This window comes from Pseudomonas sp. TUM25319 (assembly GCF_056388475.1).
On sequence record NZ_CM150751.1, the window covers coordinates 3,086,364 to 3,099,080 of the forward strand.

Genomic DNA, 12,717 nt, shown 5'->3' on the forward strand with positions numbered 1-12,717 from the left:
ACGCCGCCTCGTCTTGCAATGAAAACGTGACGAACCCAACGACACAATTCTTAATCCAGGCAAATCCATGATGAAAAAACTCAATGCAGGATTCGCGGCCGTGATCTTTTCCCTGTGCCCGCTGGTAAGCGCCATGGCGCAAGACAGCGCGGCGGCAGCTCGCCCCAACGTCGCCGTGCTGGCGACCGGCGGGACCATCGCCGGCACCGCCGCGCAAGCCAGCCAGACCACCGGCTACAAGCCGGGTGTGCTCAGCGCCGAGGCGCTGGTGGCGTCGGTGCCGTCGCTGGACAGCGTGGCGCACATCACCACCGAGCAGGTAGCCAATGTCGGCAGCGACAACATGGACAACGCGGTGCTGCTGAAGCTGGCCAAGCGGGTCAACGCGCTGCTGGCGCGTGACGACATTTCCGGCATCGTCATCACCCATGGCACCGACACCCTCGAAGAAACCGCCTACTTCCTCAACCTGGTGGTCAAGAGCGACAAGCCGGTAGTGGTCACCGGTGCCATGCGTCCCGCTACTGCGGTGGGCGCGGACGGGCCGAGCAACATTCTCCAGGCGGTCAGCGTGGCGGCGTCACCGCAGGCCAAAGGGCGCGGCGTGATGGTGGTGCTCAACGACCGCATTGGTGCCGCGCGCTTCACCACCAAGACCGATGCCAATGCGCTGGACACCTTCAAGTCCGCGAGCGGCGGTTATCTGGGCAGTCTGGTCAACCAGGTACCGCACTTCGAAAACCGGGTGGGCAAACAGCACACCGTTGATACGCCGTTCGATGTCAGCCGGCTGGAGGAGTTGCCCAAGGTCGACATCATCTACGGTTACCAGAACGACAACGGTTACATGTACGACGCCGCCGTCGCTCACCAGGCCAAGGGCATCGTGATTGCCGGTGTCGGCGCGGGCAGCGAGTCGAAATACATCCTGCCGGCGGTGCGGAACGCCATGGACAAGGGCGTGGTGGTGGTGCGTTCCTCCCGCGCCGGCAGCGGCTTCATCCCCGCCGACGAGGCGTATCCGGGCCTGCTGGGCGATAGCCTCAACCCGCAGAAGGCGCGGATACTGCTGATGCTGGCGCTGACGCAGACCAGCGATCAGGCCAGGATCCAGGAGATGTTCGGGCGGTTCTGAGCCGCCGGGCCATTGAGGCCCGCGGCACCGGCCGACAAACCCTGGAATGCGATTCAGATCATCACCCGCTCGATCACCACGCCCGGCATCATCGCCTGCAAGCCTTCCTCCAGCCGCACGCCTGCCTCGTGCAGGGCATCGAGCGGCATCTGCGGCAGGCTTTCGAGGACGAACCACATATGCCGGGCGCTGGCGTCCAGGCGCGTGCGCACGCCCTGGCGCCAGTTCCAGCGCCGGCAGGTCACGCCGCTGTCGTCGCGCCAGATCACTTCGCCGCGTTCCGGGGATTCGTGGCTCGGCTGACCCTCCTTGACCGTATCGAAGGCTTCGCTGCCATCAGCGATCACCAGACGCGGCGTGCCGTTGTAGGCCGCAAGGTTCTCGCCGCCGACAGGGATGGCGAATTCCAGGCTGATGGCGTTGTACAGATTGACAACCGGATCGATGCTCGGCAGTTTGCCGTCCCGCTGAAAGCGCTTGCGCAGTGCGTCGGCAGAGCAGGGGGTGCGTTGTGGCTTGGCACCGAAGCCGCGAAACACCTCGGCCCAGGCGGCCAGGTGGGCGTCGGCCCAGGCCGGTCCATTGTCCGCAAGCGCTTGTGCGGCTCGTTCCATGGCCGCGTCGGCGGCTTCGGGGTGGATCAGCGGCGCAGCTTCGACGGTGATGCTCAAGGCGCGAAAGCCAGGAGCGAGGCGGGTGACGTCGGGGCTTACCTGGGGAAGGACGCAGAGCATTCGGATTCGACTCTTTCAGGACGTTGGGCCGGCCCGTTTTACCATGGGTCGGCATTAGCGCTGATGAATAGAGTGAATGGGAAATCAGTTTTACTAATAACGAGTCAGGAAGATTCCGTCATGCGTGAGAGACCCTCGGCGCGGTTGCTGGTTATCAGCCCCGCAGGAAAGGTGTTGTTGTTCAAGTTCGTGCACACCGACGACGCCCTCGCCGGTTCGTCGCACTGGGCCACACCGGGTGGCGGGCTGGAGGAGGGCGAAAGCTTCCGCGATGCGGCGGTGCGCGAGTTGCGCGAAGAAACCGGGATCGAGGTGGAGGATGTCGGCGAGCCCGTGGGGCATCGGCGTTTCGTCATGCGCTTGCCCAGCGGCGAGGATGTGATCGGGGTGGAGCAGTATTTCGTGGTGCAGGCGTCTTCGTCGGCGCTGAGCCGGGACGGCTGGAGCGCGCATGAGTTGAAGGTGATGGCGGCGCATTACTGGTGGTCGGTGGAGGAGCTGCGCACGACCCGGGAGACGGTGTATCCCGAGGGATTGCTGGGGATGCTGGGCGTCTGCTAGATCGTGGGTGCTCGTACTGGCCTCATCGCCGGCAAGGCCGGCTCCCACAGGTTTTGAGTCGAGCCTTGGTGGTGTAGCCTGCGCAGGATCTGTGGGAGCTGGCCTTGCCAGCGATGAGGCCGGCTCACGAAACCGAGGCCATCCTCAAGGTCTTGATCAACAATCCGTAAAGGCTATCCACCGGTTTCGAGCTTTGCGATGCGCGGCTGCGGTACACCGCGACCTCCATCGGCTCCAGCGGTCCCAGGCCGTGTTCGGCACCGAGGATCTCCAGGTGGTCCGGCGCGCTGCAGCGGGTCAGCACGGCCACCGCCAGGCCGCTTTCGACAGCGGCGATCTGCCCGGCCAGGCTGGAGCTGTTGTAGACCACCCGATAGTCACGCCCCTGCAGCGCCAGCGAGTGAATGGCGCAGCGCCGCGCCTGGCTGGTGCTTTCGTAGGTGGCGATGGGAAGCGGGTCGCGGCGCCACACGTCGAACTGCGGCGATCCCACCCACACCATCGGTTCGCGAAACAGCAGCGTACCGCGTCGCGGGTGGTCGCGGGACACCAGCGCCAGGTCGAGGTCGCCGCGTTCGATACGCGGGATCAACGAGGTGGACTGCTCGCAGTCCAGTTCGATTTCCACCGCGCCGTAGCGCAGGGCGAAGCGCTTGAGCACCGGGGTGAGGTAGCGGGCGGCATAGTCGTCGGGTACGCCCAGGCGGATGCGTCCGGTCAGTTCATTGCCGCTGAAGGCGTGCTGGGCATCGCTGTGCAGATCGAGGATGCGCCGCGCATAGCCGAGCAACACCTGGCCGTCCGGCGTCAGTTGCTGCTGGCGTGAATCCCGCACCAGCAACTGCCGGCCCACGGCGGCCTCGAGCTTCTTCAGTTGCATGCTCACCGCCGACTGCGAGCGGTGCACCTCGGGGGCGGCGCTGGACAGCGAGCCGGTATCCACCACGGCGACGAAGCATTTCAACCAGTCGATCTGCAGGTCTTGCATGGCCGCTCCGTTGTATTCGATTAGCGAATGGGTGCGGCGAATAATATGCGCTTTTCGCAAAACTGTGTCTGGTGGATAGTGGCTGTCGTCCGTACAAGCTTGAACGAGCGTTCCATCGAGAGGACGCCAGATGAGGAGGTTGTTGTGCTGTCGGTTGCCAAGGGCTCTACGGAGCTGGGGTTCAATGAGGTGTGGAGCGGGTTCAGGCAACTGTTGCCGATCTCCATGTTCGTCGTCATTTTCGGGCTGGCCTTCGGTCTGGCCGCCGCGCAGACCGGGTTGGGCGACAGCTCGATCCTGTGGATGAGCGCGCTGGTGTTCGCTGGCGCTTCGCAGTTCGCCGCGCTGGACCTGTGGGGCACCCAGGTGCCGCTGGTGCCGTTGATGGTCACGGTGTTCGCCATCAACGCCCGTCACCTGTTGATGGGCGCCACGCTCTATCCCTGGCTGCGGGAACTGCCGCTGGCGCGGCGCTACGGGATCATGCTGGTGGTCTCGGATGCCAACTGGGCGATGTCGATGCAAGCGCTGTCTGCCGGCAAACCGGGGTTGGGCATCCTGTTCGGTGGCGGCATCGCGCTGTGGTCCACCTGGCTGCTCGGCACCTGGTTCGGCCTGTACTTCGGCAACCTGGTCAGTGACCCGGTGAGCTGGGGTCTGGACATGGTGATGGGCTGCTTCCTGCTGGCGATGGTCGTGGGCGGGCAGAAGAACCTGCGCATGCTGCTGATCTGGGCCGTGGCCGCGCTATCGGCGCTGCTGGCGTACTGGTACCTGCCGGAGAACAGCCATGTGGTGGTCGGCGCGCTGGCCGGCGGCATCATCGGGGCGGTGTGGGTGGAGAAGAAAGATGAACATTGAAACCGCAGGCCATGGCACCTTCGTCATCATCCTGGTCATGGCCCTGGTGACCCTGGCAACGCGCTGGGGCGGGGTGTTCGTGATGTCTTTCGTGCCGATCAGCCCCCGGGTGCAGCAGTTCATCGGGGCGATGTCCGGGTCGGTGCTGGTGGCAGTGTTGACGCCGCTGGCGGTGAGCGGGGACAACGGGGCGCGGGTCGCCCTCGCCAGTACGGCGCTGGTGATGCTGGTGGTGAAGAAGCCGCTGCCGGCGATTGCGGCGGGGATTGTGGCTGCGGCGGTGTTTCGGCAGTGGGTGGGGTGAGGGCATGCGCCTGCCGGCCCTGACCCGATACCGACACCGGCGCAGCCCCATCGATACTGGCGACTGGATATCTCGCCAACCCTGATTATGCTTCGAATGTGCGTGCAGAAAACGCGAGGCCGCCGCCTGTCCTGGGCCCGGCGTATTCCGTGATCCGATGTATCAGCCTCTCATTGGCCAGAGTGCGTGCGGAAGGATAGCGGGATGCTCCGGCCTACAAGAACAAGACGGAGACAATCATGGCGGCAGTCGACAGTACGACCCCGGGCGGCGAGCCCAGGCGCGGTATCACCCGAGAGGAACGCAAGGTCATCTTTGCCTCGTCCCTCGGTACGGTGTTCGAGTGGTACGACTTTTATCTCTATGGCTCCCTCGCGGCGATCATCGCCAAGCACTTCTTCGCCGGCGTCAACGAAACCACCGCGTTCATCTTCGCCTTGCTGGCCTTCGCCGCCGGGTTCGCCGTGCGGCCGTTCGGCGCCATCGTCTTCGGGCGACTGGGCGATATGATCGGGCGCAAGCACACCTTTCTTATCACCATCATCATCATGGGCGTGTCCACCGCCGTGGTCGGTCTGCTGCCCAGCTACGCCGCCATCGGCGTGGCGGCGCCGATCATCCTGATCACCCTGCGCCTGTTGCAGGGTCTGGCCCTGGGCGGTGAGTACGGCGGTGCCGCGACCTATGTGGCAGAGCACGCGCCACCCGGCAAGCGCGGGTTCTTCACCTCGTGGATCCAGACCACCGCGACCCTCGGCCTGTTTCTCTCGCTGCTGGTGATCCTCGCCTGCCGCACTGTCCTCGGTACCGAGGCCTTCGAAGCCTGGGGCTGGCGGATTCCGTTCCTGCTGTCGATCCTGTTGCTGATCGTCTCGGTGTACATCCGCATGCAGCTCAACGAGTCGCCGGTGTTCAACAAGATGAAGGCCGAAGGCAAGGCGTCCAAGGCTCCACTGACCGAGTCCTTCGCCCGCTGGGACAACCTCAAGGTGGTGATCATGTCGCTGCTCGGCGGCACAGCCGGGCAGGCGGTGGTCTGGTACACCGGGCAGTTCTATGCGCTGTTCTTCCTGCTGCAGATGCTCAAGATCGACCCGCAGACCGCCAACCTGCTGATTGCCGGCTCGCTGCTGATCGGCACGCCGTTCTTCATCTTCTTCGGCAGCCTGTCCGATCGCATCGGCCGCAAGAAGATCATCATGGCCGGCTGTATCCTCGCAGCGCTGACCTACTTCCCGATCTTCAAGGGCCTCACCGAATTCGGTAACCCCGACATCTACCGTGCCCAGGCGCAGAACCCGGTGACGGTGATCGCCGATCCCGCGCAGTGTTCGTTCCAGTTCGACCCGGTGGGCAAGGCGCGCTTCACCAGTTCCTGCGACATCGCCAAGAGCCTGCTGGCGAAGAAGGCCATCCCTTACGCCAACGAGAAAGCCGAAGCGGGCGCGGTGGCGCAGATCCGCATCGGCGACAAGGTAATCCCGAGCTTCGAAGGCACCGGCATGCCGGCCGCGGACTTCAAGACCGCCAACGATGCCTTCACCGCCACCCTGGGCACGGCGCTGAAAGACGCCGGTTATCCGGAAAAGGCCGATCCGGCCAAGACCAACTACCCGATGGTGCTGTTGCTGCTGACCATCCTGGTGCTCTACGTGACCATGGTCTACGGGCCGATCGCCGCCTGGCTGGTGGAGCTGTTCCCGGCGCGTATCCGCTACACCTCGATGTCGCTGCCGTACCACATCGGCAACGGCTGGTTCGGCGGCTTCCTGCCCACCGTGGCCTTTGCCATGGTTGCGGCCACCGGGGATATCTACTACGGGCTCTGGTACCCGATCGTCATTGCGGTGATGACGGCGGTGCTGGGGATTCTGTTCATGCCGGAAACCAAGGACCGGGATATCACTCACACCTGAGTGTGGCGCGTCGTCCAGGGGTGCCTGATGTTCATCAGGCGCCCCGTTCGGCGGACTCGCGATCGATCAGCACGCGCTTGCGCTCCACGCCCCAGCGATAACCCGAAAGATCGCCATCGCGGCGCACCACCCGATGGCAGGGAATGGCCACGGCGATGCGGTTGGCGCCGCAGGCCTGGGCCACGGCGCGGACCGCCGTGGGCGAACCGATGCGTTCGGCGATCTCGGTATAGCTGGCGGTGGTGCCCGGCGGAATCTCCCGCAGCGCCTGCCAGACCCGCTCCTGAAACGCCGTGCCACGCACGTCCAGCGGCAGGTTCAGGCCCAGGGACGGTGCTTCGATAAAGCCCACCACCTGCGCCACCAGTTGCTCGAAGTCGTGGTCGCAGCCGACCAGGTGCGCCTTGGGGAACTGGTCCTGCAGGTCGGTGACCAGCATGTCCGGATCCTCGCCCAGCAGGATGGCGCAGATGCCCCGCTGGCTCTGGGCGACCAGGATCGAACCCAGCGAGCACTCGCCGACCGCGAAGCGGATCACCGCACCGGTGCCACCGTCGCGGTAGTCGCGGGCACGCATGCCGAGCAACTGGTCGGAGGTTTCGTAGAACCGGCTGTTGGAGTTGAAGCCTGCGCCGTAGATGGCTTCGGTCACCGAGGCCGAGGGCTGTCCGAGTTCTTCGCGCAAACGCCGGGCCCGGGCCGCCGAGGCGTAGGCCTTGGGCGTCAGGCCGGTTTCGGCCTTGAACACGCGGTGAAAATGAAACGGGCTCATGCCCGCATGAGCGGCGAGTTCATCCAGACTCGGAGCGGTTTCGGCCTCGTCCATCACGCGGCAGGCGCTGGCCACCAGGGCGGCCCGCTGTTCGCCGGCGTGGGTCTGATCGGCGGCGGCGCGGCGGCTGGGGCGGAAGCCGGCGGCCTCGGCCTGTTCGGCGCTGGGGAAGAACAGTACGTTTTCGCGCTTGGGCAGGCGGGCGCAGGTGCTCGGGCGACCATACACGCCAGTGGTGCGCACGGCATAGACGAAGTGACCGTCGGCGGCGCTGTCGCGGGTTTGCACGGCGCTCCAGCGTTGCTCGTCAGTGTGGTACGGGGCGGTTGACATGGCGTGGGTCCGGTTCGAAGGGCGAGGGTGTCAGGTTAGGCGGCTGGCAAGGCGCAAGCACTCCGCTTCTTGCGCTTGAATTCTCAGCGAGCGGGCACTCGCCACAAATACCAGGCCGCCGTGGTCCTGTGCGGGCTCCAGGCTTCGCCGATGAGGCCCAGTTGGCGGGGCGTCGGGGCCTTCTCCAGGCCTTTCAGGCGGCGGTAGCCCTCGCGCACGCCGAAGTCGTCGATCGGCAGGATGTCGGTGCGCTCCAGGCTGTAGATCAGGAACATCTCCACGGTCCAGCGACCGACGCCCCGCAAGCTGACCAGGCGCTCGATCAGCTCGGCATCCGAAAGCGTTCGCGCCTCGCTCAGCGACGGAATCACTCCGTCGAGCCGGGCCTGGGCAAGACCACGAATGCTGGTCAGCTTGGCGTTGGACAGGCCGCAGGCGCGCTGGACCTCGGGGTCGGTCGCCAGCAGTTGCGCGGGCTCGGGAAAGCCGCTGCCCGGGTACAGCGCCAGCAACCGGCCAAGAATCGCCTCGGCGGCGCGGGCATGGATCTGCTGGTAGGCGATGGCCCGCACCAGCGCCTCGTAGGGCTCGCGGGCGGGTTTGGTCTCGTGCAGGCAAGGGCCGAGGGCGGCGACATGGCGGGCCCAGTCATCGTCAAGGTTGGCGAGGAAGGCTTCGGCCGGGGTGGGTGTGTGTGCTGGCATGAAAGGCGGTTTTGGCTCCTGTTGGCAGTGTGATGAGTTATAGCGCAAGGCCGGCGCGTCGTTCACTCGCTTTCTTGCGCTCGAATTCTGTGCCGGGTGTGGCATCCTTGCCGCCTTTTCCGATCGTCCTCACAGGTACACCGCAATGGCCCAAGCCACCGACCAGGCATTCTACGACCGCGCCGACGCGCACATCGAACTGGCCAACCAGCAGATCGAAAAGCGCGAGGACCTCGGCAAGGTCAGCGCCTCGATGACATTCGGCACTACCCGCTTCAACGCCTGGATGAGCGCCCGCAGCTTCAAGTCCGGCGAGGAAATGGCCGCAGCGCGGGAGGAACTGCTGAAGTACTTCTGCGAGCAGTACCGGATGATGCTGGAAGACAACCTGGACGATCACATCCAGAACTTCGAACGCTACATGGCCCCTCGGTGATCCAGACGGCGATTTCAGCCCCTTGGTCCGAGCCACTGCGCCGGGCCATCGGGCCGATCTCGCTGGCATCGCGCGGAAAAACCCGGATACTAGCGGCCATTTCGTTTCGCTCCTGGTAATCCCCGCATGGAAATCAAGGTCAACTTTCTCGACAACCTCCGACTTGAAGCCAAGTTCGATGACTTCACGGTGATCGCCGATCAGCCGATCCGCTACAAGGGCGACGGCTCGGCCCCGGGGCCCTTCGACTACTTCCTGGCGTCGTCGGCGCTGTGCGCGGCCTACTTCGTCAAGCTGTACTGCCAGACCCGCGACATCCCCACCGACAATATCCGCCTGTCGCAGAACAACATCGTCGACCCGGAGAACCGCTACAACCAGATCTTCAAGATCCAGGTCGAACTGCCGGCGGACATTTCCGAGAAGGACCGCCTGGGCATTCTCCGCTCCATCGACCGCTGCACCGTGAAGAAAGTGGTGCAGACCGGCCCCGAGTTCATCATCGAGGAAGTCGACAACCTCGACGCCGACGCCCAGGCGCTGCTGATGCCGGCTGCTGCCGAGGGCGCACGCACCGTCATTCCAGGCAAAGACCTGCCGCTGGAAGAGACCATCGCCAATATGTCGGCGATCCTCGCGGACCTGGGGATGAAGATCGAGATCGCTTCGTGGCGCAACATCGTGCCCAATGTCTGGTCGCTGCACATTCGCGACGCGCAGTCGCCGATGTGCTTCACCAACGGCAAGGGCGCGACCAAGGAAGGCGCGCTGGCCTCGGCCCTGGGCGAGTTCATCGAGCGCCTGAACTGCAACTTCTTCTACAACGACCAGTTCTGGGGCGAGGACATCGCCAACGCCGAGTTCGTCCATTACCCGAACGAGCGCTGGTTCCAGCCGGGCCGCACGGGCGCGCTGCCGAAGGAAATCCTCGACGACTACACCCGCGCCATCTACAACCCGGACGGCGAACTGCTGGGCACCCACCTGTACGACACCAACTCCGGCAATGTCGAGCGCGGTATCTGCTCGCTGCCGTTCGTGCGCCAGTCCGACGGCGAGGTGGTGTACTTCCCGTCCAATCTGATCGAGAACCTCTACCTGAGCAACGGCATGAGCGCCGGCAACACCCTGGCCGAAGCGCAGGTGCAGTGCCTGTCGGAGATTTTCGAGCGGGCAGTGAAGCGCGAGATCCTTGAAGGCGAACTGGCCCTGCCGGATGTGCCGCAGGAGGTGCTGGCCAAGTACCCCGGCATCGTCGCCGGCATCCAGGGCCTGGAAGAGCAGGGCTTCCCGGTACTGGTCAAGGACGCCTCGCTGGGCGGTGAATTCCCGGTGATGTGCGTCACCCTGATGAACCCGCGCACCGGCGGCGTGTTCGCCTCCTTCGGTGCACACCCAAGCTTCGAAGTGGCGCTGGAGCGCAGCCTCACCGAACTGCTCCAGGGCCGCAGCTTCGAGGGCCTCAACGACCTGCCGCAGCCGACCTTCGAAAGCCATGCGCTGATGGAACCGAACAACTTCGTCGAGCACTTCATCGACTCCAGCGGTGTGGTGTCGTGGCGCTTCTTCAGCGCCAAGGCCGACTACGACTTCGTCGAGTGGGACTTCTCCGGCCAGGGCGAAGACTCCAACGCCGAGGAAGCCGCGACCCTGTTCGGCATTCTCGAAGGTATGGAAAAAGAGGCGTACATGGCCGTGTACGAGCACCTTGGCGCGCCGGCCTGCCGGATCCTGGTGCCGGGTTACTCGGAAATCTACCCGGTGGACGACCTGGTCTGGGACAACACCAACAAGGCGCTGTTCTTCCGCGAGGACATCCTCAACCTGCACCGCCTCGACGACGACGCCCTCGATGCGCTGCTGGAGCGCCTGCTGGAATCCGAGCTGGACGAGTACACCGAGATCAAGACGCTGATCGGTGTCGAATTCGACGACAACACCGTCTGGGGCCAGTTGACCATTCTCGAGCTGAAGATCCTGATCCAGGTGGCGTTGAAGAAGTTCGACGATGCCAAGGAACTGGTGGAGATGTTCCTGCAGTTCAACGACAACACCGTCGAGCGCGGGCTGTTCTACCAGGCGCTCAACGTGGTGCTGGAAGTGGAGCTGGACAACGAGCTTGCGCTGGAGCACTACGAAACCAACTTCCGCCGCATGTTCGGCAACGAGCGGATGGACGCAGTGATCGGTTCGGTCGAAGGCAGCGTGCGGTTCCACGGCCTGACGCCGACCAGCATGAAGCTGGAAGGGCTGGACCGCCACCTGCGGCTGGTCGACAGCTACAAGAAGCTGCATGCGCTGCGGGCTCGGGTAGCGGGCTGAGTACCTGCCGGGGCCGCTGTGCGGCCCCAACCACCGTTACCTTGCCTTGCGGCAATTTCCTCCTGATCCTTCCTGCTATTCTGGCGCTCAACCGTTTCTGGTCCAGACTGTCTTAACCGTCGAATCCCCACCTGTGCCGAGGGTCATGAATGATCCAGCGTCCTTTGCGCCGCTCGCTGTTGTTGTCGCTGGCCTTGGTAGTGATGTCCGAAGCCGCCACGGCTGCGGTGGATTGCAAGCACCTCACCGCCACGGGCAACCCCGAATACCCGCCGTATCTGTGGCGCGACCCCCAGGATCCGCAGCGGCTGATCGGTGCCAATGCCGACCTGCTCAAGCGGGTGGCCGAGGCGTTGGGGCTGCAGGTGGATATCCGTTACGAGGGGCCTTGGTCACGCGCTCAGGAAGAGGCGCGCACTGGCCGCGTCGACCTGTTGGCCGGCTACTTCCTGACCGAGGCGCGCCAGCAGTCCATGGATTTCATCAAGCCGCCGTTCCTCCACACCCCCAGTGTGGTCTGGGTACGCCAGGGCGATGATTTCTCCTACAACACCTGGGACGACCTCAAGGGGCGCAAGGGCGGCACCCTGGTCAACAACAGCCATGGCCAGCAGTTCGACGACTACGCCAGGGCCAACCTCAACCTCGAAGCGGTGCCCACGGCCACCCAGGCATTTCAGAAGTTGCAGCTCAAACGCAACGACTACGTGATCTACGAACAGTACCCCGGCATGGCGCTGGCGCGGACCCAGGGCATGGAAGACGAGCTGAAAGTGCTCGAGCCGCCCATTTCCAGCGAAGGCCTGTATCTGGCGATGTCCCGGGACTCACCCTGCAACCGCCCTGAGTTGCGCGAGCAACTGGCGCAGAAGATGCGCGAGATCGTCGCCGGGCCGCTGCCGGAGCAGTGGGTGACCGAGAACCTGGAGCGCTGGAAGGCCCAGCAGGAAGCCAATTGAAGGGAGCGGGGCGGCTCAGGAAGCCAGCCGGCCCCATACCTGGATTAGCCCCACCCCGTGCACCAGGCCGATGCCGGTGCAGATTGCCGAGCTGATGATGACGAAGCGCAGGCTGCGGCCGTCGGTGTGCAGGAAGAACGGCCCCAGCAGTCCGCGCAGCAGATAGATCAGGGTGATGACGCACAGCGCCGGGCGCAGCAGCGGCAGCGGTTCCATCACCCCCGCGCCGGACAATGCGAAGGCCGCCCAGGCCGTCAGCACCAGAGCGATGCCCAGGGTGATGAACGCCGGGTAGCGGTAGCCTTTCTCGGCGGCCCGCACGAAGCGCTCGCCGGCGCCGGCCAGGCGATAGCCGGCGGGGCCGACAGCGATCACCACCAGATGCAGCGCGGCGGCGAGCAGGCTGAGTACAGCGGCGATGACCAGCGGCAGGTTGTAAGTGACTTCCATGTGGCTCGTTCCTTGTGAATAGTCCTCGGTGTCTGGGCAGGCCTCATCGCTGGCAAGGCCAGCTCCCACAGTGTCCGCGTCGTGCACGGTTTGATTGCTTGACGCAGAACCTTGTGGGAGCTGGCCTTGCCAGCGATGAGGCCGGAGCAGCAAACCATTACTCCTGGCTACTTGCAATGCCGGCCCGGAAACCAGCTCCTACCGGGGCGGTGGCGACACTCAGTAGGTCGCCCGCACCGCCC

At 64.7% G+C, this 12,717-nt stretch carries 13 protein-coding genes; 8 read left to right on the forward strand and 5 right to left on the reverse strand.

The window, feature by feature from the left end:
• Nucleotides 1-100 precede the first annotated feature (100 nt).
• Nucleotides 101-1,135 (forward strand): type II asparaginase, encoded by a 1,035-nt coding sequence (locus AC05QJ_RS14470; RefSeq protein WP_476747502.1) that lies wholly within the window; start codon nt 101-103, stop codon nt 1,133-1,135.
• Nucleotides 1,136-1,188: 53 nt separating this feature from the next.
• Here the strand turns inward: AC05QJ_RS14470 and AC05QJ_RS14475 are convergent, their stop codons facing one another.
• Nucleotides 1,189-1,869, reverse strand: a complete 681-nt coding sequence (locus AC05QJ_RS14475) for a B3/B4 domain-containing protein (RefSeq protein ID WP_476747503.1) — start codon at nt 1,867-1,869, stop codon at nt 1,189-1,191.
• Between the two features lie 120 nt (nt 1,870-1,989).
• On the opposite strand from AC05QJ_RS14475, the gene AC05QJ_RS14480 reads away from it, so the two are divergent.
• Nucleotides 1,990-2,430: an NUDIX hydrolase gene (locus tag AC05QJ_RS14480; RefSeq protein ID WP_476747504.1), complete on the forward strand. Its 441-nt coding sequence runs from the start codon at nt 1,990-1,992 to the stop codon at nt 2,428-2,430.
• A 124-nt stretch (nt 2,431-2,554) separates the two neighbouring features.
• Here the strand turns inward: AC05QJ_RS14480 and AC05QJ_RS14485 are convergent, their stop codons facing one another.
• On the reverse strand, nt 2,555-3,418 hold the full coding sequence (locus AC05QJ_RS14485; RefSeq protein ID WP_476747505.1) for a LysR family transcriptional regulator: 864 nt from the start codon (nt 3,416-3,418) through the stop codon (nt 2,555-2,557).
• A gap of 144 nt (nt 3,419-3,562) precedes the next feature.
• On the opposite strand from AC05QJ_RS14485, the gene AC05QJ_RS14490 reads away from it, so the two are divergent.
• From AC05QJ_RS14490 to AC05QJ_RS14500, 3 genes are all read left to right on the forward strand, one after another.
• The gene (locus tag AC05QJ_RS14490) at nt 3,563-4,279 is read left to right on the forward strand and encodes an AzlC family ABC transporter permease (RefSeq protein ID WP_476747506.1); all 717 of its coding nucleotides are present in this window, start codon (nt 3,563-3,565) and stop codon (nt 4,277-4,279) included.
• Complete coding sequence (locus AC05QJ_RS14495) at nt 4,269-4,583, forward strand: AzlD family protein (RefSeq protein ID WP_476747507.1); 315 nt, start codon at nt 4,269-4,271, stop codon at nt 4,581-4,583. Before AC05QJ_RS14490 ends, AC05QJ_RS14495 begins: the two co-directional genes overlap by 11 nt.
• A gap of 239 nt (nt 4,584-4,822) precedes the next feature.
• On the forward strand, nt 4,823-6,499 hold the full coding sequence (locus AC05QJ_RS14500; protein WP_476747508.1) for an MFS transporter: 1,677 nt from the start codon (nt 4,823-4,825) through the stop codon (nt 6,497-6,499).
• A 34-nt stretch (nt 6,500-6,533) separates the two neighbouring features.
• Here the strand turns inward: AC05QJ_RS14500 and ada are convergent, their stop codons facing one another.
• Together ada and AC05QJ_RS14510 are read right to left on the reverse strand one after the other, a co-directional pair.
• Complete coding sequence (gene ada / locus AC05QJ_RS14505) at nt 6,534-7,604, reverse strand: bifunctional DNA-binding transcriptional regulator/O6-methylguanine-DNA methyltransferase Ada (protein ID WP_476747509.1); 1,071 nt, start codon at nt 7,602-7,604, stop codon at nt 6,534-6,536.
• Between the two features lie 83 nt (nt 7,605-7,687).
• Complete coding sequence (locus tag AC05QJ_RS14510) at nt 7,688-8,308, reverse strand: DNA-3-methyladenine glycosylase family protein (protein ID WP_476747510.1); 621 nt, start codon at nt 8,306-8,308, stop codon at nt 7,688-7,690.
• 145 nt (nt 8,309-8,453) lie between these two features.
• On the opposite strand from AC05QJ_RS14510, the gene AC05QJ_RS14515 reads away from it, so the two are divergent.
• From AC05QJ_RS14515 to AC05QJ_RS14525, 3 genes are all read left to right on the forward strand, one after another.
• Nucleotides 8,454-8,744, forward strand: coding sequence for a DUF3144 domain-containing protein (locus AC05QJ_RS14515; protein ID WP_476747511.1), 291 nt, complete (start codon nt 8,454-8,456; stop codon nt 8,742-8,744).
• A gap of 126 nt (nt 8,745-8,870) precedes the next feature.
• On the forward strand, nt 8,871-11,066 hold the full coding sequence (locus AC05QJ_RS14520) for an OsmC domain/YcaO domain-containing protein (RefSeq protein WP_476747512.1): 2,196 nt from the start codon (nt 8,871-8,873) through the stop codon (nt 11,064-11,066).
• Between the two features lie 149 nt (nt 11,067-11,215).
• The gene (locus tag AC05QJ_RS14525; protein ID WP_476747513.1) at nt 11,216-12,025 is read left to right on the forward strand and encodes a substrate-binding periplasmic protein; all 810 of its coding nucleotides are present in this window, start codon (nt 11,216-11,218) and stop codon (nt 12,023-12,025) included.
• 15 nt (nt 12,026-12,040) lie between these two features.
• On the opposite strand, the gene AC05QJ_RS14530 is transcribed toward AC05QJ_RS14525, so the two are convergent.
• The gene (locus AC05QJ_RS14530; protein WP_476747514.1) at nt 12,041-12,475 is read right to left on the reverse strand and encodes a hypothetical protein; all 435 of its coding nucleotides are present in this window, start codon (nt 12,473-12,475) and stop codon (nt 12,041-12,043) included.
• Nucleotides 12,476-12,717 lie beyond the last annotated feature (242 nt).